The sequence below is a fragment of the Aquibium microcysteis genome, from assembly GCF_014495845.1.
GTDB lineage: Bacteria > Pseudomonadota > Alphaproteobacteria > Rhizobiales > Rhizobiaceae > Aquibium > Aquibium microcysteis.
This window is the reverse complement of record NZ_CP061080.1, coordinates 3,730,309-3,751,935: the sequence shown is the minus strand read 5'-3', so window position 1 is coordinate 3,751,935 and position 21,627 is coordinate 3,730,309. Positions and strand designations below refer to the sequence as shown.

General features: G+C 67.1%; 15 protein-coding genes and 1 pseudogene. 15 read left to right on the top strand and 1 reads right to left on the bottom strand.

The window, feature by feature from the left end:
• Window positions 1–294 precede the first annotated feature (294 nt).
• The 13 genes and pseudogenes from IAI54_RS17430 (at window position 295) to IAI54_RS17370 (ending at window position 17,660) form a co-directional block, all read left to right on the top strand.
• Complete coding sequence (locus tag IAI54_RS17430; RefSeq protein WP_187968397.1) at window positions 295–1,467, top strand: phosphoserine transaminase; 1,173 nt, start codon at window positions 295–297, stop codon at window positions 1,465–1,467.
• A 191-nt stretch (window positions 1,468–1,658) separates the two neighbouring features.
• Window positions 1,659–3,257 carry a phosphoglycerate dehydrogenase gene (gene serA, locus IAI54_RS17425; protein ID WP_187968396.1) on the top strand — a complete coding sequence of 533 codons (1,599 nt, stop codon included), beginning with the start codon at window positions 1,659–1,661 and terminating at the stop codon, window positions 3,255–3,257.
• Window positions 3,258–3,400: 143 nt separating this feature from the next.
• Window positions 3,401–7,204, top strand: a complete 3,804-nt coding sequence (locus IAI54_RS17420; RefSeq protein ID WP_235679418.1) for a PAS domain-containing hybrid sensor histidine kinase/response regulator — start codon at window positions 3,401–3,403, stop codon at window positions 7,202–7,204.
• A 266-nt stretch (window positions 7,205–7,470) separates the two neighbouring features.
• Entirely contained in the window at window positions 7,471–8,508 is a 1,038-nt protein-coding gene (locus IAI54_RS17415) for a PstS family phosphate ABC transporter substrate-binding protein (protein ID WP_187968394.1), read from the top strand.
• Between the two features lie 97 nt (window positions 8,509–8,605).
• Window positions 8,606–10,069 carry a phosphate ABC transporter permease subunit PstC gene (gene pstC, locus IAI54_RS17410; protein ID WP_187968393.1) on the top strand — a complete coding sequence of 488 codons (1,464 nt, stop codon included), beginning with the start codon at window positions 8,606–8,608 and terminating at the stop codon, window positions 10,067–10,069.
• Window positions 10,066–11,376, top strand: coding sequence for a phosphate ABC transporter permease PstA (gene pstA, locus IAI54_RS17405; RefSeq protein ID WP_187968392.1), 1,311 nt, complete (start codon window positions 10,066–10,068; stop codon window positions 11,374–11,376). Before pstC ends, pstA begins: the two co-directional genes overlap by 4 nt.
• A gap of 14 nt (window positions 11,377–11,390) precedes the next feature.
• Complete coding sequence (gene pstB, locus IAI54_RS17400) at window positions 11,391–12,206, top strand: phosphate ABC transporter ATP-binding protein PstB (protein WP_187968391.1); 816 nt, start codon at window positions 11,391–11,393, stop codon at window positions 12,204–12,206.
• 28 nt (window positions 12,207–12,234) lie between these two features.
• Window positions 12,235–12,942: a phosphate signaling complex protein PhoU gene (gene phoU, locus IAI54_RS17395; protein ID WP_187968390.1), complete on the top strand. Its 708-nt coding sequence runs from the start codon at window positions 12,235–12,237 to the stop codon at window positions 12,940–12,942.
• A 14-nt stretch (window positions 12,943–12,956) separates the two neighbouring features.
• Window positions 12,957–13,646, top strand: coding sequence for a phosphate regulon transcriptional regulator PhoB (gene phoB / locus IAI54_RS17390; protein ID WP_187968389.1), 690 nt, complete (start codon window positions 12,957–12,959; stop codon window positions 13,644–13,646).
• 73 nt (window positions 13,647–13,719) lie between these two features.
• Window positions 13,720–14,106 (top strand): MbcA/ParS/Xre antitoxin family protein, encoded by a 387-nt coding sequence (locus IAI54_RS17385; RefSeq protein WP_187968388.1) that lies wholly within the window; start codon window positions 13,720–13,722, stop codon window positions 14,104–14,106.
• A pseudogene (locus IAI54_RS17380) lies at window positions 14,103–14,619 on the top strand (RES family NAD+ phosphorylase). Before IAI54_RS17385 ends, IAI54_RS17380 begins: the two are co-directional and overlap by 4 nt.
• A 102-nt stretch (window positions 14,620–14,721) precedes the next feature.
• Window positions 14,722–16,047 carry a vanadium-dependent haloperoxidase gene (locus IAI54_RS17375; protein WP_187968387.1) on the top strand — a complete coding sequence of 442 codons (1,326 nt, stop codon included), beginning with the start codon at window positions 14,722–14,724 and terminating at the stop codon, window positions 16,045–16,047.
• Between the two features lie 2 nt (window positions 16,048–16,049).
• Window positions 16,050–17,660, top strand: a complete 1,611-nt coding sequence (locus IAI54_RS17370) for a CRTAC1 family protein (protein ID WP_235679083.1) — start codon at window positions 16,050–16,052, stop codon at window positions 17,658–17,660.
• Window positions 17,661–17,676: 16 nt separating this feature from the next.
• Here IAI54_RS17370 and IAI54_RS17365 read toward each other — a convergent pair whose 3' ends face one another.
• Window positions 17,677–18,921, bottom strand: coding sequence for an ROK family protein (locus IAI54_RS17365; RefSeq protein WP_187968386.1), 1,245 nt, complete (start codon window positions 18,919–18,921; stop codon window positions 17,677–17,679).
• Between the two features lie 220 nt (window positions 18,922–19,141).
• Here IAI54_RS17365 and xylF point away from each other — a divergent pair, with 220 nt between their 5' ends.
• On the top strand, window positions 19,142–20,176 hold the full coding sequence (gene xylF, locus IAI54_RS17360; RefSeq protein ID WP_187968385.1) for a D-xylose ABC transporter substrate-binding protein: 1,035 nt from the start codon (window positions 19,142–19,144) through the stop codon (window positions 20,174–20,176).
• A 131-nt stretch (window positions 20,177–20,307) separates the two neighbouring features.
• Complete coding sequence (locus tag IAI54_RS17355) at window positions 20,308–21,621, top strand: sugar ABC transporter permease (RefSeq protein ID WP_187968384.1); 1,314 nt, start codon at window positions 20,308–20,310, stop codon at window positions 21,619–21,621.
• The last annotated feature ends 6 nt before the right edge of the window (window positions 21,622–21,627 follow it).

The window sequence follows — 21,627 nt, the reverse complement described above, 5'->3', positions numbered from 1 at the left end:
CGACTGCATCAGGGTCGACGTCCGACAGGTCGGCCATGAGATCCTCGATAGCTTGGGAGAGCGCGCGTTTCAGAGAAGGGAAGGGGTCGCGAACGTCGGGAACATCCGGGGAACTGCCTGTGTCAGTTTTGTGCCACTCGCAGCGTCTGGTTTCCGCTTCGTTCCGCACGATCCGACCCGCACCTGCACAGCAAATGCCGACAGGACTTGCGGAATTCGGCGGCTTCCGGTATTGCCCGGAGTGGGCCACCCCTCCCCAACGAGCGGGCTTACTATCTGGAAGGATAGACCACGATGACCATCTCCAAGCCCGGACTCCGTCCGGCATCCCCCAATTTCTCCTCCGGTCCCTGCGCGAAACGTCCCGGCTGGTCGCCGGAGGCGCTCAAGGGTGCGCCGCTCGGCCGCTCGCACCGCGCCAAGGTCGGCAAGGCCCGCCTCGAACGCGCCATCGATCTCACCCGCGAGATCCTCCAGGTCCCCGCCGGCTACCGCATCGGCATCGTTCCCGCCTCCGACACGGGAGCGGTCGAGATGGCGCTATGGTCGCTGCTCGGCGAGCGCGGCGTCGACATGGTCGCCTGGGAGAGCTTCGGCGCCGGCTGGGTCACCGACGTCGTCAAGCAGCTGAAGCTGAAGGACGCGCGCACCATCGAGGCGCCCTACGGCGAACTGCCGGACCTCTCGACCATCGATTTCGACCGCGACGTGGTCTTCACCTGGAACGGCACCACGTCCGGCGTGCGCGTGCCGAACGGCGACTTCATCCCCGCCGACCGCAAGGGCCTGACGATCTGCGACGCCACCTCGGCGGCCTTCGCCCAGCGGCTCGATTTCGCCAAGCTGGATGTCGTCACCTTCTCCTGGCAGAAGGTGCTGGGCGGCGAAGGCGCGCACGGCATGCTGATCCTCTCGCCCCGCGCCGTCGAGCGGCTGGAGACCTACAAGCCGGCCTGGCCGCTGCCCAAGATCTTCCGGCTCACCTCGGGCGGCAAGCTGATCGAGGGCATCTTCAAGGGCGAGACCATCAACACGCCCTCGATGCTGTGCGTGGAAGACTACATCGACGCGCTCGAATGGGCGAAGTCGGTCGGGGGGCTCGACGGTCTCGTCGCCCGCGCAGACGCCAATTTCGCCGTGCTCGACCGCTTCGTCGAAGCTTCGTCCTGGCTCGGCCATCTCGCCGTCGATCCCGTGACGCGCTCCAACACCTCCGTCTGCCTGGCCATCGTCGATCCCGACATCGCTTCGCTCGACGGCGACGCGCAGGCCGTCTTCGCCAAGAACCTCGCGGCGCTGCTCGAGAAGGAAGGAGCCGCCTACGACATCGGCGCCTATCGCGACGCGCCTCCCGGCCTGCGCATCTGGGCCGGGGCTACGATCGAGACGGCCGACCTCGAGGCGCTGCTCCCCTGGCTCGACTGGGCCTTCGCCACACAGAAGGCCGCGCTCAAGGCGGCGGCCTGAACCTTCCTGCCCTCCCCTTGCGGGGAGGGTGGCCCGCAGGGCCGGATGGGGGTCGTCGCCACACGCTGGACCTGACCGGTCCCGGTCGCCCTCCCGCATCCGCCAGCCAAGCATCACCACACCCGCCCGTCGGCTTTGCCGACACCCTCCCCGCAAGGGGGAGGGGCGCACATCCACGAAGGATCCCATCCATGCCCCGCGTTCTCGTTTCCGACGCCCTTTCCACAACCGCCGTGCAGATCTTCAGGGATCGCGGCGTCGACGTCGACTACCTGCCGGAGATCGGCAAGGACAAGGACAAGCTCGCCGAGATCATCGGCCAGTATGACGGCCTCGCCATCCGCTCGGCCACCAAGGTCACCGAGAAGCTGATCGCTGCGGCCGAGAACCTCAAGGTGATCGGCCGTGCCGGCATCGGCGTCGACAACGTCGACATCCCGGCCGCGTCCCGCAAGGGCATCATCGTGATGAACACGCCCTTCGGCAATTCCATCACCACGGCCGAGCACGCCATCGCGCTCATGTTCGCCGTTGCGCGGCAGATCCCGGAGGCCAACGCCTCCACCCATGCGGGCAAATGGGAAAAGAACAAGTTCATGGGTGTCGAGATCACGGGCAAGACGCTCGGTGTCATCGGCTGCGGCAACATCGGCTCGATCGTCGCTGCCCGCGGTATCGGCCTGAAGATGCACGTCGTCGGCTTCGACCCCTTCCTGTCGGAGAGCCGCGCCTCGGAACTCGGCATCGAGAAGGTGGAGCTCGACGAGCTCTTCGCCCGCGCGGACTTCATCACGCTGCACACGCCGCTGACCGACAAGACCCGCAACATCATCAACAAGGCCGCCATCGCGAAGATGAAGGACGGCGTTCGCATCATCAATTGCGCCCGCGGCGGGCTGATCGTCGAGGCCGATCTCGTCGAGGCGCTGAAATCCGGCAAGGTCGCCGGCGCCGGCATCGACGTGTTCGAGGTCGAGCCTGCCACGCAGAACGCGCTGTTCGACATGCCCAACGTCGTCTGCACGCCGCATCTCGGCGCCTCCACGTCGGAAGCGCAGGAGAACGTGGCGCTGCAGGTGGCAGAGCAGATGGCCGACTACCTGATCAAGGGCGCCGTCTCCAACGCCATCAACATGCCCTCGATCAGCGCCGAGGAAGCACCGCGGCTGAAGCCCTTCGTCAAGCTGGCCGAGGTGCTCGGCGCCTTCGTCGGCCAGGTCACCGACGATCCGATCAAAGAGGTCGAGATCCTGTTCGACGGCGCGACGGCGACGATGAACACCAGGGCCCTGACGAGCGCTGCGCTCGCCGGCCTGATCCGTCCGCAGGTCTCCGACGTCAACATGGTGTCGGCCCCGATCATGGTGAAGGAGCGCGGCATCATCCTGTCGGAAGTCCGCCGCGACAAGTCGGGCGTGTTCGACGGCTACATCAAGCTCACCGTCAGGACCGAGCACATGACGCGGTCGATCGCCGGAACCTGCTTCTCGGACGGCAAGCCGCGCTTCATCCAGATCAAGGGCATTAATCTCGACGCCGAGGTGGGCCAGCACATGCTCTACACCACCAATGCCGACGTCCCGGGCATCATCGGTCTGCTCGGCTCGATCTGCGGCGGCAACGGCGTCAACATCGCCAACTTCCAGCTCGGACGTGACAGGCCGGGCGGCGATGCCATCGCGCTGCTCTATCTCGATGAGCCGTTCCCGCAGGACGTGCTGGCCGAGCTGCGCGCCAATCCGAAGATCGATTCGGCCAAGCCGCTCCGCTTCGACGTCAACGCGGCCTGATCCTTGCGCGTCCTGCCATTCGCGGTCTTCGCGGCCGCGAATGGTTAGTCACTCCTTAAAACTTCTCCTGCATCACTGTCTCCACGTGCGCTGTCGGGGGATTGCGGGTGGAAGGTGTCAATGGCAGGGCTTCGTTGCCGGGCATGCCGCAGGCCGCGGCAGGTGCCTGGCCGACGTCGACCGATGCGGCGGGAGCGGCCGGCGTCTTTCGCGAGATCGAGGGGCAGTTCGGGGCGCACGGCTTTGCGACTCTGCTCGAGCTCTCGGCCGACTGGCTGTGGGAGACGGACGAGTTGCATCGCTGGTCCTGGGTGAGCGACCGGGGCATGGAAGTAACGGGCCTGAGGCGCGCCGACATCATCGGGCGTCCGGCCATGCAGGGGTTTTCTCGCAAGGCGCTCGACGATCCGCGTGTCGCCGCCCATCTGGCGCTCATCGAACAGTGCAAGCCTTTCCGCGACTTCCTGATGGAACTTCCCGCCGGTAATCCGGGGTGCCGCTGGATCTCCGTTTCCGGCGTGCCGATCCTCGACGAGCAGGGAAACTTCCGCGGCTATCGCGGCGCGTCGCGCAACGTCACGGCGCTGGTCGAGGCCGCGGCGCGGCACGCGCGGGACGAGGAAACGCAACCGCTCCCGCCGCCGTCGTCGGGTGCAGCCGCGAGCGGCGACGCCGAGACCCTGCGCGCAGCGATGAACGTCATTCAGGACGCGGTCGCCATCTACGACGCGGACAACTGCATCGTCATCTACAACGAAGCGCTGCTGACGATGTATCAAGGGGTTTCCGACGTCGTCCGTCCCGGTATCCATATCGCCGATTTCCTTCGCGCCGGACTGGAAAGGGGCCTCTTCGACCTCGAGGGCGAAACTCCGGCGCAGTGGCTGCAGACCTTCCTGCGCAACCGTGCATCCGATGCACCGGAACCGATGGTCCTGCGCTTTGCCGACGGACGCTCGATCCTTCACCGCGAATATGTGACGGTGGGCGGCGGCCGCATCGGCATCTGCAACGACATCACGGCCGCCAGACAGCGCGAAAACGACCTGGCGCGTGCCACCGTAGCGGTGCAGGGTGTACTCGGGGACTTCAAGACCGCGCTCGACGCCATGAACATGGGCGTGATGCTCCTCGATTCGGAACTCCGTATCGAATCGGTGAACCGTGCCTTCCGCGACCTGTGGGGGATCGACCAGGAGGCGGTGCCGCTCGGCACGCCGCTGCGCACGGTTTTCGGCATGGAATCGGTACGGGCGCTCTACGACGTGCCCCGCGAGCAGCAGGACGCCTATTTCGACGAACGTATCGAGGGGATGAAGACCGGCCGGATCGTCACCGGCGAGATACATCGGTCCAACGGTTCGATCCTGCTCTATTCGATCACGCCGCTTTCGGCGGGCCGCACCTTCCTCGTCCATTACGACATCACGCCGCTGAAGCAGCGCGAGGCGGCACTCGAGATCGCCCTCGAGCGGGCGGGACTGGTGGAAGCCGCGCTCGATGCCGTCAGCGATCCGGTCTTCGTCAAGGATACCGACCTGCGCTACGTCTTCGTCAACGAGGCCTTCGCCCGGCTCGTGGGCGAGAGCGCGGAATCCCTCATCGGGAAACGATCGAAGGACGTCTTCGACGTCCGATGGGCGCTTCCGGCCGAGGCCGACGAGCGCAGGATCCTCGAGACCGGCGAACCGCTCGAGATGGAAGACGATCCCGAGCGCCATGGAGACGGCCGCTTCCGCATCCTGCGCAAACAGCTGGTCACCATCGACGGCGGCAAGCGCTTCGTGTCGGGCTTCCTGTTCGACATCACCGATGTACGGCGGCGCGAGCAAGAGGCCGAGGATGCACGGCGCCGGCTCGCGCACGTCCTCAAGACGCTTCCGGCCGGGGTCGTCATCTACGACGACCAGGATCGCTTCGTCCTGTGCAACGAGCACATCGTCCGGCGGCTGCCGAAGATCGCGCACCTCCTCGTGCCGGGCGTCCACCTGCGGGAGGTGCTGGAGGCAGGGCACGCCGCCGGCTATTTCCGCTTCCCCAGCGAACCGGAGATGGAGCGCCTGTACGTCGAGGATCCGCGCGGATGGCTCGACGCCTGCCACCGGCGCTATCACGATACGAAGGCGGTGCGCGAACAGCAGAATGCCGACGGCACCTGGCTGCAGGTCTACGACGAGAGGACCAGCGACGGTTACTTCGTCGGCGTACGCGTCGACATCACCGAGCTGAAGCATCGCGAGGACGAACTGCGGCGCGCCGAGCAGCGCGCGGTGCTCGCCGACCGGGCGAAGTCGGAATTCCTCGCCAACATGAGCCACGAGATCCGCACGCCGATGAACGGGGTGCTCGGCATGGCCGAGCTTCTCGCGCGCACGCATCTCGACGTGAAGCAGAAGACCTTCACCGACATCATCGTCAAGTCGGGGAACGCGCTCTTGACCATCATCAACGACATCCTCGACTTCTCCAAGATCGACGCCGGCCAGCTCGTGCTCGATCCGCTGCCCTTCAACCTCGCGGAATCGGTCGAGGACGTCGCCACCCTGATGTCGACGCGCGCCAACGAGAAGGATCTCGAACTGGTGGTGCGGGTCGATCCGGCGCTGCCGCCCGTGGTGGTGGGCGACGTCGGGCGCTTGCGCCAGATCGTCACCAATCTCGTCGGCAACGCGGTGAAGTTCACGGATGCCGGCCACGTCCTCGTCGACGTTTCCGGAACCGTCGCCGAGGGTGTCGCGAGCCTGCGCTTCGAGATCGAGGATACGGGGATCGGGATACCCGAGGACATGATCTCGCAGGTGTTCGAGAAGTTCAGCCAGGTCGATTCCAGCTCGACGCGCCGGCACGAAGGCACCGGGCTCGGCCTGGCGATCACCTCGCGGCTGGTAGCCCTGATGGGCGGGCGGGTCGGCGTCGAAAGCCGCGTCGGCGAAGGGTCCACCTTCTGGTTCGAACTCGACCTGCCCGTCGGCTCGGTCGTTGCGGCGCCGCGGGCGGCACCGATGGACCTCACGGGCGCCCGCATTCTCGTCGTGGACGACAACGCGGTGAACCGCTCCATCCTGATGGAGCAGATGGCCGCGTGGGGTTTCGATGCCTGCGCGGCCAGCAGCGGGCGCGAGGCGCTGGCGGTGCTGGCCGAGACGGCACGTCTCGGGTTCTCCGTCGACTGCGTCGTGCTCGACTACCAGATGCCGGGAATGAACGGTGCCGACGTCGCGGCGCGTATCCGCTCCACGCCGCTGATCGACGACACGCCGCTGATCATGCTCACCTCGGTCGATCAGCCTCTCAGCGGAAAGCAGCACCGCGACCTCGGCATCGCCATGCAGATCATCAAGCCGGTCCGTTCCAACGCGCTGCTCGAGGCCCTTCAGGCGGAAATCCAGCGCCGGCGTCTCGCGCGCGGCGATGTCGCGATGCAGCCGGCCGTCGCGCCGGCGGAGGAGCCGGCCGCCGGCCAGCGCGACGTCATCCGGCTTCCCGAGCGCGCGGCAGCTGCGGCCCTGCCGGACGACGAGCCCGAGGACGATCCCCTCGGCTGGACCAGCCATCTCGACATCCTCGTCGCCGAGGACAACGAGGTGAACCAGCTGGTCTTCGCGCAGATACTCGGAGAAACCGGCTTCACCTTCGAGATCGTCGGCAATGGCGAGCTGGCGCTTCAGACCTGGCGCAGCCAGCGCCCGTCGATGATCCTGATGGACGTCTCCATGCCGCAGATGAGCGGTCTGGAAGCCACGCAGGCGATCCGCGCAGAGGAAGCGGAAGGCGAGCGCATTCCCATCGTCGGCGTCACCGCCCATGCTCTGAAGGGCGACCGCGACCGCTGTCTGGAGGCCGGCATGGACGACTACCTGTCGAAGCCCATCAGCCCGAGGACGCTGCGCGAGAAGATCGGCCGCTGGGTGGAACATTCGCGCCAGGCCCAAGCGGCCAGCGCGTGAGCCTTCGCCCGCAGGGCCTTCCTTCTTTCTGTCTATAGGCGGTGGCCGGCCGACGCGCGGCGGATCGGGCAAGCGTCTGATTCCGGCGAAAGAATCGCGGCCTTCCGGCGGCGGCCGCCGTGCGCCGGGACCGGCTGCCCCGCAAGGGGGATCCGAACCTTAATCGAGGCGACACGAATGTGTCATCGAACTGTAACACGGCGGGTCTAATCGGGCCGCGACGCCAGACTTCAGCGTCAGAGGAATTCCCAAGAGGAGTAGGCCCAATGAAGAAATTTCTCGTCTCGGCGTCGGCCGTGGCCATCGCGCTCACCGCGTCGGCCGGCATCGCCGCCGCCCGCGACCAGGTCCAGATCGCCGGCTCGTCGACGGTGCTGCCCTATGCCAAGATCGTTGCCGAGAACTTCGGCGAGACCTTCCCGGACTTCAAGACCCCGATCGTCGAGTCGGGCGGTTCGTCGGCCGGCCTGAAGGAGTTCTGCAAGGGAGTCGGCGAAGGCACCATCGACATCGCCAACTCGTCGCGCGCCATCCGCGAATCGGAAGTGAAGGCCTGCGCCGAGGCCGGCGTCACCGACATCCAGGAAATCCAGTTCGGCTATGACGGCATCGTCTTCGCCACCGACATCGCCGGTCCGGACTGGGCGCTGACCCCCGCCGACGTCTACAAGGCGCTCGCCGCCAAGGTCGCCGTCGACGGCAAGCTCGTCGACAATCCGTACAAGACCTGGGCGGACGTCAACCCGGCCCTCCCGGCGTGGAACATCGTCGCCTACATTCCCGGCGAGAAGCACGGCACCCGCGAAGTGTTCGAGGAGAAGCTCCTCATCGCCGGCTGCAAGGAACTCGGCGGCATCGAGGCTGGCAAGGCCTCGGGGCTCGACGAGAAGGCTGCCGACGCGGCCTGCAAGCAGGTGCGCAAGGATGGCAGCGCGGTCGACATCGACGGCGACTACACCGAGACGCTCGCCCGCATCGACTCCAACAAGACCGGCGTCGGCGTGTTCGGCCTCTCCTTCTACGAAAACAACGCCGACAAGCTGAAGGTCGCCACCGTCGGCGGCGTGACGCCGTCGGTCGAGACCATCTCCTCCGGCGAATACCCGGTTTCCCGTCCGCTGTACTTCTACGTCAAGAAGGCCCACATCGGCGTGATCCCCGGCCTCAAGGAGTACGTCGAGTACTTCCTCGACGACCAGATGGTCGGCCCCGAGAGCCCGCTCGCCGAGTACGGCCTCGTCCCGGCGCCGGATGCCGAGCGCGATGCCCAGCGCGAGGCCTTTTCGGCCGGCAAGACCATGTAATCCGGCCTTCGGGCCAGGATGACAGGCCGCGGGCGGAGATCCGCCCGCGGCATCGTTCCTGCCGCTGTCGCAGCGGCGATCCGATGAGGGGATATCGGTGACACCATCGCTCGTCTTTCTGCTGGTCGTCGCCATCGGCGCGATCGGTTACGTGGCTGCCACGCGCCGTGCCGCCGGGCATGCCGCCACAGCGACGATCAAGCCGCATTCCCGCAATCACTATCACGGCTGGTGGGCCTTCTGCCTCGCCGTACTGCCGCCCCTGTTGTTCCTCGGCGTCTGGCTGCTCGCCAGCTCGTTCTACATCGAGAACGCCATCGAGGCGATGCTGCCGCCCCAGACGGACCAGAGCGCGATCGCCAGCCGCGGTCTCGCCTTCGGCATGGTCGGCAGCCTTGCCGACGGCATCGCCCGCCTCCAGGTCGAGGGGATGGCCATTCCCGCCACATTCGCCGAACTGCGCCCGCTGCTGGCCGAGCGCGGCGTGGCGCTCGCCAGCGAGACGCAGGACTACATGATCGCCATGGCGATCGAGATGAACGGCCTGCGCGCCGCCTCGTCCTGGATCGGCTCGATCGTCGCGATCCTCCTCTCGGCCGCCGGCGCCGCCTTCGCGGTCTCGCGCGTCCAGCCGAGGGGGCGGGCCCGCAACCACGTCGAGCGCGTCGTCCTGGTCGCGCTGATGGCGGCCTCGACCATCGCCATCCTGACGACCGTCGGCATCGTGTTCTCGATGCTCTTCGAAACGATCCGCTTCTTCCAGTCGGTCTCGCTCACCAACTTCTTCTTCGGCACGGTCTGGGATCCCCGCTTCGCCGCTGCCGGCTCCGGCGGTGCCGAGGGCCAGTATGGCCTGATCCCGCTCCTGGCCGGTACCCTTTACATCGCGCTCGTGGCGATGCTGTTTGCGGTGCCGATCGGGCTCCTCTCCGCAGTCTACATGGCCGAATACGCCTCGCCGCGCGTCCGTTCCGTGGTCAAGCCGCTGCTCGAAGTGCTGGCGGGCATCCCGACGATCGTCTACGGCTTCTTCGCCCTCGTCACGGTCGGGCCGTTCCTGCGCGACCTGTCGACGGCGATCGCCGGCTTCACCTTCATCCAGGCGCAGAGCGTTCTGACCGCCGGCATCGTCATGGGCATCATGCTCATCCCGTTCGTTTCATCGCTGTCGGACGACATCATCACGGCCGTACCGAGGGCCATGCGCGATGGCTCTCTCGGCCTCGGCGCCACCCGGTCGGAGACCATCAAGCGCGTCGTCCTGCCGGCGGCCCTGCCGGGCATCGTCGGCGCGCTGCTCCTGACCGCCTCGCGGGCGATCGGCGAGACCATGATCGTGGTGCTGGCCGCCGGCGTCGCCGCGAACCTGTCGGCCAATCCCTTCGAGGCCATGACCACCATCACCGTGAAGATCGTCAACCAGCTGACCGGCGACCTGGAGTTCACGTCGCCGCAGACGCTCGTCGCCTTCGCCCTCGGCATGACGCTCTTCGTGCTGACGCTCGGCATGAACGTCTTCGCCCTCTACATCGTGCGCAAGTACCGGGAACAGTACGAATGACCGACGCAACGCTCGACACGACGGCCGCCGCCCGACCGCGCCGCGACATCGGCATCAAGCAGCGCTACCGCGCCGAACAGCGTTTCCGCTGGTATGGCATCGTCGCCATCGCCATCGGTCTGTTCTTCCTGGTCGCACTGATGTGGTCCGTCTTCTCGAAGGGCTATACCGCCTTCTGGCAGACCTCGATCCAGCTCGAGGTGCAGTTCGACGAGAGCGTCATCGACCCGAAAGGCGAACGCCAGACCGAGCCGAACACGCTGCTGACGGCGAATTATCCCAAGCTCGCGCAGGATGCGATCGTGCGCCAGCTGGGCGTCGATCCGCAGGACCGGACCGCCGCGCGCGCCGCCGGGCAACTCGTCTCGAACGGCGTGCGCAGCCAGCTGCGCGACATCGTGGTCGCCGACCCGTCCGTGATCGGCGCGACGCGGACCGTCTGGGTGCTCGCCACCGGCGACGTGGACTCCGTCGTCAAGGGTCAGGTCGACCTGACCGTCGACGAGGCGCGCCGCAAGGTATCCGACCTTCAGGTCGAGTGGATCCGCCAGATGCAGCAGGCGGGCACGCTCGAGCAGCGCTTCAACACCGGTCTCTTCACCTTCGGTGCCTCCAGCCGTCCCGAGACCGCGGGCATGGGCGTTGCCATGATCGGCTCACTGTTCATGATGCTGATCGTCCTCGTGCTTGCGCTGCCGATCGGTGTCGCCGCTTCGATCTATCTCGAAGAGTTCGCGCCGAAGAACCGGCTGACGGATCTCATCGAGGTCAACATCAACAATCTCGCTGCCGTGCCGTCCATCGTGTTCGGCCTGCTCGGCCTGGCCGTCTTCATAAACTTCATGGACCTGCCGCGCTCGGCCTCGCTGGTCGGCGGGCTGGTGCTGACCCTGATGACGCTGCCCACCATCATCATCGCCACCCGGGCGGCCCTGCGCGCCGTTCCTCCGTCCATCCGCGCTGCCGCGCTCGGCATCGGTGCCTCGAAGGCCCAGATGGTGTTCCACCACGTGCTGCCGCTCGCAGCACCGGGAGTGCTTACGGGCACGATCATCGGGCTGGCGCAGGCGCTGGGCGAGACCGCGCCGCTGCTTCTGATCGGCATGGTCGCCTTCGTGGCGAACTATCCGTCCACGCCGCTCGATCCGGCCACGGCGCTGCCGGTTCAGATCTACATGTGGGCCAACGAGGCCGAGCGCGCCTTCGTGGAACGCACGTCGGGCGCCATCATCATCCTGCTGATGTTCCTGGCGGTCATGAACATCGGCGCCATCCTTCTCCGTCGCCGCTTCGAGCGCCGCTGGTAATGGAGTAGAAAGACATGAACATGCTGAACGAAGCCTCCATCGAGCAGAAGCTGTCGCCCATGAAGAACGAGCCCACCATCAAGATGCGCGGCGACAAGGTCACGGTGCACTACGGCGAGAAGCAGGCGCTGTTCGGTGTCGATCTGCAGATCCCCGAGAAGCAGGTGACGGCGCTGATCGGCCCGTCTGGCTGCGGCAAGTCCACCTTCCTGCGCTGCCTCAACCGCATGAACGACACGATCGACGGCTGCCGCGTCGGCGGCAAGATCACGCTCGACCAGGAGGACGTCTACGATCCCTCGATCGACGTGGTGGAGCTTCGCGCCCGCGTCGGCATGGTGTTCCAGAAGCCGAACCCCTTCCCGAAATCGATATACGATAACGTCGCCTACGGTCCGCGCATCCACGGCCTGACGAAGTCGAAGACCGAGTTGGACGAGGTGGTCGAGAAGAGCCTGCGCAAGGCTGCGATCTGGGAAGAGGTGAAGGACCGCCTCTCGGAATCCGGCACCGGCCTGTCCGGCGGACAACAGCAGCGCCTGTGCATCGCCCGCGCCATCGCGGTGTCGCCCGAAGTCATCCTGATGGACGAACCCTGCTCGGCGCTCGATCCGATCGCCACCGCCAAGGTCGAGGAACTGATCGACGAGCTGCGCCAGAACTACACGATCGTCATCGTCACCCATTCCATGCAGCAGGCGGCCCGCGTGTCGCAGCGCACGGCGATGTTCCACATCGGCTATCTCGTCGAGGAGGGGCCGACCGACAAGATGTTCACCAACCCCGACGACAAGCGCACCCAGGACTACATCACCGGCCGCTTCGGCTGACGCCGGTCCAGACAGACGAGGACAGATCATGGGTGAGCACACCGTTGCCTCCTTCGACCAGGAACTGGAATCCATCGACCGGCTGATCCGCGAGATGGGGGCGCTGTCGGCCACGATGGTCGCCGACGCCACCCGCGCGCTGCTGTCGTCGGACAATGCCCTGGCGCAGCGCGTCATATCCGACGATGCGATCATGGACGCCAAGCAGCGCGAGATCGACGAGCAGGCGATCACGCTGATCGCCCGGCGCCAGCCGATGGCGCAGGATCTGCGCGCCGTCGTCTCGGCCATCCGCATGGCGTCCGACCTCGAGCGCGTCGGCGATCTCGCCAAGAACATCGCCAAACGGGTCGGCGCGGTCGGCCAGTCGGCGACGCCCAAGCCGCTGTCGCACTCCATCGATGCGATGGCCGCGCTGGTGCACGACCAGGTCGGCGGCGTGGTCGCGCTCTATGCCGAGCGCCGCGCCGAGGCACTGCCGGCACTGCGCGCCGATGACGAGAAGATCGACATCCAGTACACGGCGATCTTCCGCGAACTCCTCACCTACATGATGGAGGATCCGCGCAACATCACCGCCTGCACGCATCTCCTGTTCTGCGCCAAGAACCTCGAGCGCATCGGCGACCACGTGACCAACATCGCCGAGAACGCCTATTATGTCATGACGGGCCGGCAGCTGCCGATGGCCCGCCCGCGCGTCGACGAGACGGCCGTCTCCGACGCCACGGCCTGAAGGACGAACGATAGATGATCGCCGCCAAGGTGATGGTCGTTGAGGACGAGGAGCCGCTCTGCGTCCTCCTGAAATACAATCTCGAAGCCGAGGGCTACCAGGTCGAGATCATCACGCGCGGCGACGAGGCCGAGATCCGGCTGCAGGAGAGCGTGCCCGACCTTTTGGTGCTCGACTGGATGGTGCCCGGCATCTCCGGCATCGAGCTGTGTCGGCGCCTGCGCGTGCGGCCGGAAACCGAGCGCCTGCCGATCATCATGCTGACGGCGCGCGGCGAGGAGAGCGACCGGGTCCGCGGCCTCTCGACCGGCGCGGACGACTATCTGGTCAAGCCCTTCTCGACGCCCGAGTTCGTCGCCCGCGTCCGCGCGCTGCTGCGCCGGGCCAAGCCCGAGGTGCTGTCCTCCGTGCTCAAGGTCGGCGACATCGTGCTCGACCGCGAGGCGCACCGGGTCTACCGGCGCAAGGCCGAGATCAAGCTCGGCCCGACCGAGTTCCGCCTGCTCGAGTTCCTGATGCAGCATCCCGGCCGCGTCTTCTCGCGCGGGCAACTGCTCGACAACGTCTGGGGCGAGACGATCTACATCGACGAGCGCACCGTCGACGTCCATGTCGGCCGCCTGCGCAAGGCCGTGAACAACGGCCGCATGCCCGACGTCATCCGCACCATCCGCGGCTCCGGCTACGCCATCCGCGAGGCGTGACGCGGGAGGTTCGCTTGGGGTCCAGTCGGTATTGCCCTATCTTCTGTCTCGTACGCAGGCAGGAGAGCAGGCAATGAATGTCATTTCAGTCTTGCCGCACGATGCGGCTCTGATAGCCCATGTCTCTGATGGGACCGGCCTTATCCTGGTCGATCGGATTACAGACAGTTTCGGGATGTCCAAGTCGCAGTTGGCGGAAACCGCTGGGATTGCGTCGGAATCCATCTTCAAGTCAGCCCGCAGTCGCTCGCGAAAGACGCAGTCCCGGCTTCGTGAGATGCTCGAAATCCTAGGACGCGTGGAAGAATGGTCCGGCGGACCCAAACAGGCCATGTCCTGGTACAGGGCACAGCCGATTCCCGCATTCGGTGGACGAACGGCTGAGTCTCTCGTCAAGGAAGGGCGCGCCACCGCGGTGCGCGAATACCTCGATCACGTCGCGCTCGGCGGCTTTGCGTGAGATTTCGCGGGGTCTGCTTCCGCGCCCATGATCCTCGCTGGTCGTTCAAGCCGATTTCCGGCGATGGGGCCGCGATCCGGGGTGGACGGTTCAATCCGCAAGGCGTGCCTGCCCTCTATCTGTCCCTCGAAATCGTTACCGCGATAAAAGAAGTCAGCCATGGGCTCGCGCGCCGGATCGATCCTCTGGTGCTTTGTTCCTATGACGTTGATTGCGACGGGATCGTCGATCTTCGCACCGACGAAGCGGCGTTCCAACGCCGTGTCGATCGACGACATGGCTTGCGGCTGGATGGAATTGACCACACGTGGTCGCCGTCCACCCTCATGGGCGATCTATGACCGTCTTTCGTTCGAAGGCGTGTCTGGCATTCTCGTTCCCAGTTTCGCCATCGGAGCCGATGGTCGCGATGCAGATCTGGTCCTCTGGAAATGGGGCCGCGCCCATCCCCATCGGGTCGACGTCTTCGATCCCAGCGGGCGGCTCCCGAAGAACCAGCTCTCCTGGGACTGATCGTTCGACCGCGGCGCAGCCGCCCATTGCCCTTGTTCTCCGCGACCAGGCCATGCTTACTTCGCCAAGCGGTCATTCGTGGCCGGTGGGGAGGAGATGTCGATGCGGTCTTTGTACAAGGTCCTGGCGCCGATAGCGGTTACGCTTCTCGTGCTCCTTCTTCCCAATTTCGGCCCGGCTGCCCGCGCAGACGACCGCTCGGCCGTCGATCCGATCCGCGACTGGTATCGCCTCACCCTCGAACTCGTCCGCCACACGCCGACCTATTCGCCGCCGGTGGCCAGCCGTGCCTTCGCCTATCTCGGCGTCACCGCCTTCGAGGCGCTGGCATCGGGCGACGAGCGGCTCCACACGCTGGCGGGCCAGCTCAACGGGCTTACGCCACTGCCGGCTCGGGAAAGCGGCGCGGCCTTAGACGATGCGGTCGTCGTGCAGGCGGCGATGGCCGCGGTCGTCGGCGACCTCTTCGCCAACACCGGCCCGACCGGCCAGCGCGCGATCGCGGCCTTCGGAAAGAAGCTGCAGGCGAAGGCGGCCGCCGGCCTTCCCGCCGAGACGGTCGCGCGCAGCGATGCGTACGGGCGGGCGGTCGCCGCCCACATCCTCGCCTGGTCGCGCAGCGACGGCGGCGCGGTCGTCGAGAACATGGGCTTCCCGGCGACCTATCAGCCGCGCAATGCGCCGGATGCCTGGGTGCCCACAAGCCTCGTCGCGCAGCAGCAGGCGCCGCTCCTGCCTCTCTGGGGATCCAACCGCACCTTCGCCATGCCGGACGGCAGCGCCTGCGGCATCCCCGCGCCGCCGGCCTATTCGGAGGAGCCCGGCAGCGCGTTCTACCGCGAGGCGGCGGAGGTGCACCGAACGGTGCTGGACCTGACGCCTGAACAGCGCGCCATCGCGCGCTTCTGGTCCGACGATCCGATGCTCTCGCCCACCCCGCCCGGCCACTGGATTTCGATCGCGCTGCGGGTGCTCGAGGATGACGGCGCGGATGCCGGGCGCACGGCCGAGACGCTGGCGCTGCTCGGCGTCAGCATGGCCGACGCCTTCATCGGCTGCTGGCACGCCAAGTTCGAGTACGACCTGATCCGTCCGATCACCTACATCCGACGCGTCATCGATCCGGCATGGGAGCCGATCCTCAACACGCCGCCCTTCCCGGAATACCCGAGCGGTCACAGCACCCAGTCGGGCGCCGCCGCAACGGTGCTGGCCGCGCTTTTCGGCGAGGACAGGGCGTTCGAGGACGCCACCCATGTCGATGACGGGCTGCCGGCCCGCTCCTATGCGAGCTTCCGGGCGGCCGCGGAGGAGGCGGCGCTGTCGCGGCTCTATGGCGGCATCCATTTCCGCGCGGCCATCGAGCGCGGGCTGGAGCAGGGGCGCTGTATCGGCGCCCATGTGACCGCCCTGCAGACCCGGAGGTGACCTTGCGCGCCACCCGACCGATCCCGCCGCTGCTGGTGGCGGCATTGCTGCTCGCTGCGGCGCCCGCCGCAGCGGATGAGGCCGTCGCCGTCCCCCGTTTCGTCGAGGCGACCGCGACCGCCGGCATCGACACGGTCTATGCGGGCGACTGGGAGTTCATGGTCGGCGGCGGCACCGCCGTGTTCGACTGCGACGGCGACCGCGCCGCCGACGTGTTCGTCGCGGGCGGGGCAGGGACGGCGGCGCTCTTTCGCAACGCCAGCGCCGTCGGCGGTCCGCTGCGCTTCGAGCGTCTGCAAAGCGGCCTCGACGTCGAGGGCGTCTCGGGCGCCTGGCCGCTCGACGTCGACGGCGACGGCATCCAGGACGTCGTTCTGCTGCGTGTCGGCGAGAACCTCGTCATGCGCGGGCTTGGTGGCTGTCGCTTCGAGCGCGCCAACGAGGCCTGGGGCTTCGACGGCGGCGATGCATGGTCGACCGCCTTCGCTGCCACCTGGGAACGCGGCATGGACTGGCCGACGCTCGCCGTCGGCAACTACATCGACCGCAACGAGGAGGCCTTTCCCTGGGGCTCCTGCACCGACAACTGGCTGCACCGTCCCGCCGCGGCCGGCGCGCGCCGCTTCGCCGCGCCGCAGCCGCTCGCGCCCAGCTACTGCGCACTGTCGATCCTGTTCACCGACTGGAGCCGGTCGGGACGGCCCGACCTGCGCGTCTCGAACGACCGCGAATATTACAAGGGCGGCCAGGAGCAGCTCTGGCACCTGACGCCGGGCAAAGCTCCGCTGCTCTACGGACCCGCGGAAGGCTGGAAGCCGCTGAAGATCTGGGGCATGGGCATTGCCGGCTACGACGTCGATCTCGACGGCTACCCGGAATACTTCCTCACGAGCATGGCCGACAACAAGCTGCAGGCACTGGCCGATCCCGGCGCGGCCGGCGGGTTGCGGCCGGTTTTCAAGGACATCGCCTTCGCGCGCGGCGTCACGGCCCACCGGCCCTATGTCGGCGACATGGTCAAGCCGTCGACGGCCTGGCATGCGCAGTTCGACGACGTCAACAATGACGGTCGCGCCGATCTCTTCGTCGTCAAGGGCAACGTCGCCGAGATGCCCGACTTCGCGGCCGAGGACCCCAACAACCTCCTGCTGCAGAAGCCGGACGGGACCTTCCTCGAAGCAGGCGACACGTCCGGCGTCGCCAGCACGGCGATCGGCCGCGGCGGCGCGCTCGCCGACTTCAACCTCGACGGCCGGCTCGACATGCTGGTGGTCAACCGCTGGAGGTCGGCGCAGCTCTGGCGCAATGCGGAGCCGATGCCCGGACGCTGGTTGCAGCTGGACCTGCGCCAGGATGGTCCCAACCGCGACGCCATCGGCGCCTGGATCGAGGTGCGTACCGGCGACCGCGTGCAGCGGCGCGAGGTGACGGTCGGGGGCGGCCACGCGTCGGGACAGGCCGGGTGGCGGCATTTCGGGCTGGGCGAAGCGACGTCGGCCGAGCTGCGCGTGCTCTGGCCGGACGGCGAGGCCGGCGCCTGGCAGCGGCTCGACGCCGACGGCTTCTACATCGTCGAGCGCGGCCGCCCGGCCGTCACCTGGACGCCGGGCTGACGCCTTTCGGGGCCGCTCAGGCGATCTCGCGCTGGAGGTCCTGTGGACCGGCCGCGCCGGCCGCGAAGATCTCGCGGTCCACGACGGACAACGCCAGGCTGGCGCAGCCCTCGCGGATCAGCGGCCGCTCGTCGGGCTCGGTCTCGAAGCGCGGCAACCGGTGGTGCTGGCCGCCCGCGGTCTTCGCCATCGCCTCGCGCATCGGCGCCTCGATCAGGTCGTAGGCCCGCGCGCCCTGGCCGATGAAGATCACCGGCGCGGGATCGATCAGCGAGAACAGCGAGCCCAGCCCGTAGCCCAGCGCCTCGCCGGCGCGGCGATAGGCCTCGCGCTCCGGTCCGTCATGGTCGCGCGCGACGTCGGCCAGCGCCTGCATCTCCGCGTCGCCGATGTCGATCGCCGGCGCGTCTTCTTCCGGAAGGCCCTTGGCGCTGCGCCAGATCGCATAATTGCCGGCATAGGCCTCCACGCAGCCGCGCCGGCCGCAACGGCAGAGCGCGCCCTCCGGAACGTGGTTCATGTGACCGAACTCGGCGCCGGACGAGGTCGTGCCCATGAAGAGCTGACCCTTCAGCACGAGGCCCATGCCGATGCCGTGCGACAGCATGACGGCGATGAAATTGTCGCGCAGCGCGTCCGGCCGGCGCTCGCGCAGCGCCAGCGCGATCATGTTGCAGTCGTTCTCGATCGTGGTCGGTATGCCGAAGGCATCCTCCACCGCGTCGGCGAAGCCGACGTCCGTGTGCTGGGTGATCGGCGACCACAGGAGCATGCGCGATTCCGAATCGGTGATGCCCTGCACGCCGAAGACGATGCGGCGCACGCGCATCCCCGACTTGGCCGAGCGTGCGATCAGGTCGCCGGTGACCGCGACGGCCGCATGCACCAGCTCGTCGCGGGGCAGCGTCAGCGTGGGCAGCCGGCGCTGCACCGTCGCCACCACGTCGCCGGCATAGTTGATCAGCGCCGCCGAAAGCGAATTCATAGAAAGCACGATCGCGATCACCGTCGCGGCCTCCGGGTTGAGGCCGAGCGCAACCTGCGGCCGGCCCCGCCGCGCGCCGGTCGCCTCGGCGTCGCGCACCTCACGCAGGATCGTCTCGCCGATCAGGTCGGCCGTGATGGCCGAGACGGTGGAGGCCGACAGGCCCGTGGTGGCGCAGATGTCCGTGCGCGACAGGCGTCCGTGGCGCCGCAGCACGGAAATCACCACGCGCCGGTTCTGCCGCCGCACGTCGTCGGATCGCGTGATCGCCGTCATTGCGGCCGTTTCCTCCTTCGCGAACCACACGACTGCAATGCAACAGAAAGAATGTTGCATTGCAATATGTTAGGTCGCTCCAGATTCATGTTGACACGGCTTGCCGGGTAAGTCACTATTTTTTTCGAGCCTCGAATTAAAGGGGCTGGTTGCCGGACGGTCCCGCCGTGCAGGGACCCGTACCGGTTCTGCATGTGCAACGATGCACCGGGAGGATAGCATGAAGAAGACGATTCTGGCGCTCAGCTGCGCCGTATTCAGCCTGTCGTTCGCTGGCGGCGCGCTCGCCAAGGACAAGATCATCGGCGTGTCCTGGTCGAACTTCCAGGAGGAGCGCTGGAAGACCGACGAGGCCGCGATGAAGGCCGCCATCGAGGCTGCCGGCGACAAGTACATCTCCGCCGACGCGCAGTCCTCTGCCGCCAAGCAGCTCACCGACGTCGAGGCGCTGATCGCGCAGGGCGCCAATGCCCTGATCATCCTCGCGCAGGACGCCTCGGCCATCGGCCCGGCGGTCGAGAAGGCCGTCAACGAGGGCATTCCGGTGGTCGGCTACGACCGCCTGATCGAGAACGAGAACGCCTTCTACCTGACCTTCGACAACAAGGAAGTGGGCCGCATGCAGGCCCGCGAGGTGTTCAAGGTCAAGCCGGAGGGCAACTACGCCTTCATCAAGGGCTCCTCGTCCGATCCGAACGCCGACTTCCTGTTCTCCGGCCAGATGGAAGTTCTCAAGGAAGCCATCGATTCCGGCAAGATCAAGAACGTCGGCGAGGCCTACACCGACGGCTGGCTCCCGGCCAACGCCCAGAAGAACATGGAGCAGATCCTGACGGCCAACAACAACGCGGTCGACGCGGTCGTGGCGTCGAACGACGGCACCGCCGGCGGCGTCGTCGCTGCGCTCACCGCGCAGGGCCTCGCGGGCATCCCGGTCTCCGGCCAGGACGGCGACCAGGCGGCGCTGAACCGCGTCGCGCTCGGCACCCAGACCGTGTCGGTCTGGAAGGACGCGCGCGAACTCGGCAAGAACGCCGCCGAGATCGCCTCGGCTCTGGCCGACGGCACCGAGATGAGTGCCATCGCCAATGCGGTGAAGTTCACCACCCCCGGCGGCAAGGAAGTCGACGCGGTGTTCCTGACCCCGGTTCCGATCACCAAGGACAACCTCAACGTCGTGGTCGATGCGGGCTGGATCTCCAAGGACGCGCTCTGCCAGGGCGTCGCGGCCGGCAGCGTCGCCGCCTGCAACTGACCTGACCCAACCGACCTGAATTGCGCCGCGGTTTGACGAAAACCGCGGCGCAAGCCTAATCTGACCTCGGAACATCCGCGCCGGCAGCCGCAGAAGACGGTTCGGCGAAGCACCCCCACGGGGAGGAAACAATGTCCGACGCGACGTCCACGGCATCCCCGGATCGCGCCCGCTCGACCGAACTCGGGCCCGTTGCCGGCTTCCTCCGGGCCACCGAACTCGACACGCGCATGCTCGGCATGATCGGCGCGCTGCTGGTCATCTGGCTCGGCTTCCACGTCTTTTCCGACGGCCTGTTTCTCACGCCGCGCAATCTCTGGAACCTGTCCGTGCAGTCGTCCTCGGTGGCCGTCATGGCTACCGGCATGGTGCTGGTCATCGTCACCCGCAACATCGACCTGTCGGTCGGTTCGGTGCTGGGCTTCGTGGGCATGATCGTCGGCGTCACCCAGGCCGAGATCCTGCCGCGTTACCTCGATTTCGGCCATCCGGCCATCTGGGTCATCGCGCTTCTCGTCGGCCTTCTGGTCGGCATCCTCATCGGCGCGGCGCAGGGCTACGTCATCGCCTTCCTCGGCGTGCCCGCCTTCATCGTCACGCTCGGCGGCCTCCTGGTCTGGCGCGGAGCGGCCTGGTGGGTCACGTCCGGCCGCACGGTCGCGCCCATGGACGAAACCTTCCGCCTCATGGGCGGCGGTCCGGCGGGCTCGATCGGCGCGACCGCGAGCTGGATCGTCGGGCTCGTCGCCTGTGCTGCCGTGGTGCTGATGCTGTTCAACGGGCGCAGCCAGCGCAAGCGCTTCCGCTTCCCGCTGCGGCCGGTCTGGGCGGAATTCTTCCTCGGCGCCGTCGCCTGCGCGGTCATCCTCGGCGCCGTCTGGATCGCCAATTCCTATCCGTGGCCGGTCGGCATCGTGCGGGCCTACGCCCGCGACAACGGCATCGAGATTCCGGATGGCGGTCTCTTCATCGCCCACGGCATCGCCATTCCGGTGCTGATCGCCATCGGCGTCGGCGTCATCATGTCCTTCGTCTCGACGCGCACGCGCTTCGGGCGCTACGTCTTCGCCATCGGCGGCAATCCCGAGGCGGCGGAACTCGCCGGCATCAACACGCGCTGGGTGACGATGAAGATCTTCATGGTCATGGGGGGGCTGGCCGCCATCGGCGCCGCCATCTCGACGGCGCGCCTCAACGCAGCCACCAATGCCCAGGGAACGCTCGACGAGCTGCTCGTCATCGCCGCGGCCGTCATCGGCGGCACCTCGCTCGCCGGCGGTTCCGGCACCGTGGCCGGCGCCATGATCGGCGCCGTCCTCATGCAGTCGCTGGCCACCGGCATGATCCTGCTCGGAGTCGACACGCCGCTGCAGAACATCGTCGTCGGTCTCGTTCTGGTGGTCGCCGTCTGGCTCGACACCATGTACCGCAAGCGGATGCAGTAGGGAGAG

What these genes read in the sequence shown, in the direction of transcription:
- phoB (WP_187968389.1), top strand. Translation starts at nt 12,957, where the DNA reads ATGATCGCCGCCAAGGTGATGGTCGTTGAGGACGAGGAGCCGCTCTGC.
- IAI54_RS17375 (WP_187968387.1), top strand. Translation starts at nt 14,722, where the DNA reads ATGCGGTCTTTGTACAAGGTCCTGGCGCCGATAGCGGTTACGCTTCTC.
- pstB (WP_187968391.1), top strand. Translation starts at nt 11,391, where the DNA reads ATGAACATGCTGAACGAAGCCTCCATCGAGCAGAAGCTGTCGCCCATG.
- IAI54_RS17355 (WP_187968384.1), top strand. Translation starts at nt 20,308, where the DNA reads ATGTCCGACGCGACGTCCACGGCATCCCCGGATCGCGCCCGCTCGACC.
- serA (WP_187968396.1), top strand. Translation starts at nt 1,659, where the DNA reads ATGCCCCGCGTTCTCGTTTCCGACGCCCTTTCCACAACCGCCGTGCAG.
- pstA (WP_187968392.1), top strand. Translation starts at nt 10,066, where the DNA reads ATGACCGACGCAACGCTCGACACGACGGCCGCCGCCCGACCGCGCCGC.
- IAI54_RS17365 (WP_187968386.1), bottom strand. Translation starts at nt 18,921, where the DNA reads ATGACGGCGATCACGCGATCCGACGACGTGCGGCGGCAGAACCGGCGC.
- xylF (WP_187968385.1), top strand. Translation starts at nt 19,142, where the DNA reads ATGAAGAAGACGATTCTGGCGCTCAGCTGCGCCGTATTCAGCCTGTCG.
- IAI54_RS17385 (WP_187968388.1), top strand. Translation starts at nt 13,720, where the DNA reads ATGAATGTCATTTCAGTCTTGCCGCACGATGCGGCTCTGATAGCCCAT.
- IAI54_RS17415 (WP_187968394.1), top strand. Translation starts at nt 7,471, where the DNA reads ATGAAGAAATTTCTCGTCTCGGCGTCGGCCGTGGCCATCGCGCTCACC.
- phoU (WP_187968390.1), top strand. Translation starts at nt 12,235, where the DNA reads ATGGGTGAGCACACCGTTGCCTCCTTCGACCAGGAACTGGAATCCATC.
- IAI54_RS17430 (WP_187968397.1), top strand. Translation starts at nt 295, where the DNA reads ATGACCATCTCCAAGCCCGGACTCCGTCCGGCATCCCCCAATTTCTCC.
- IAI54_RS17420 (WP_235679418.1), top strand. Translation starts at nt 3,401, where the DNA reads ATGCCGCAGGCCGCGGCAGGTGCCTGGCCGACGTCGACCGATGCGGCG.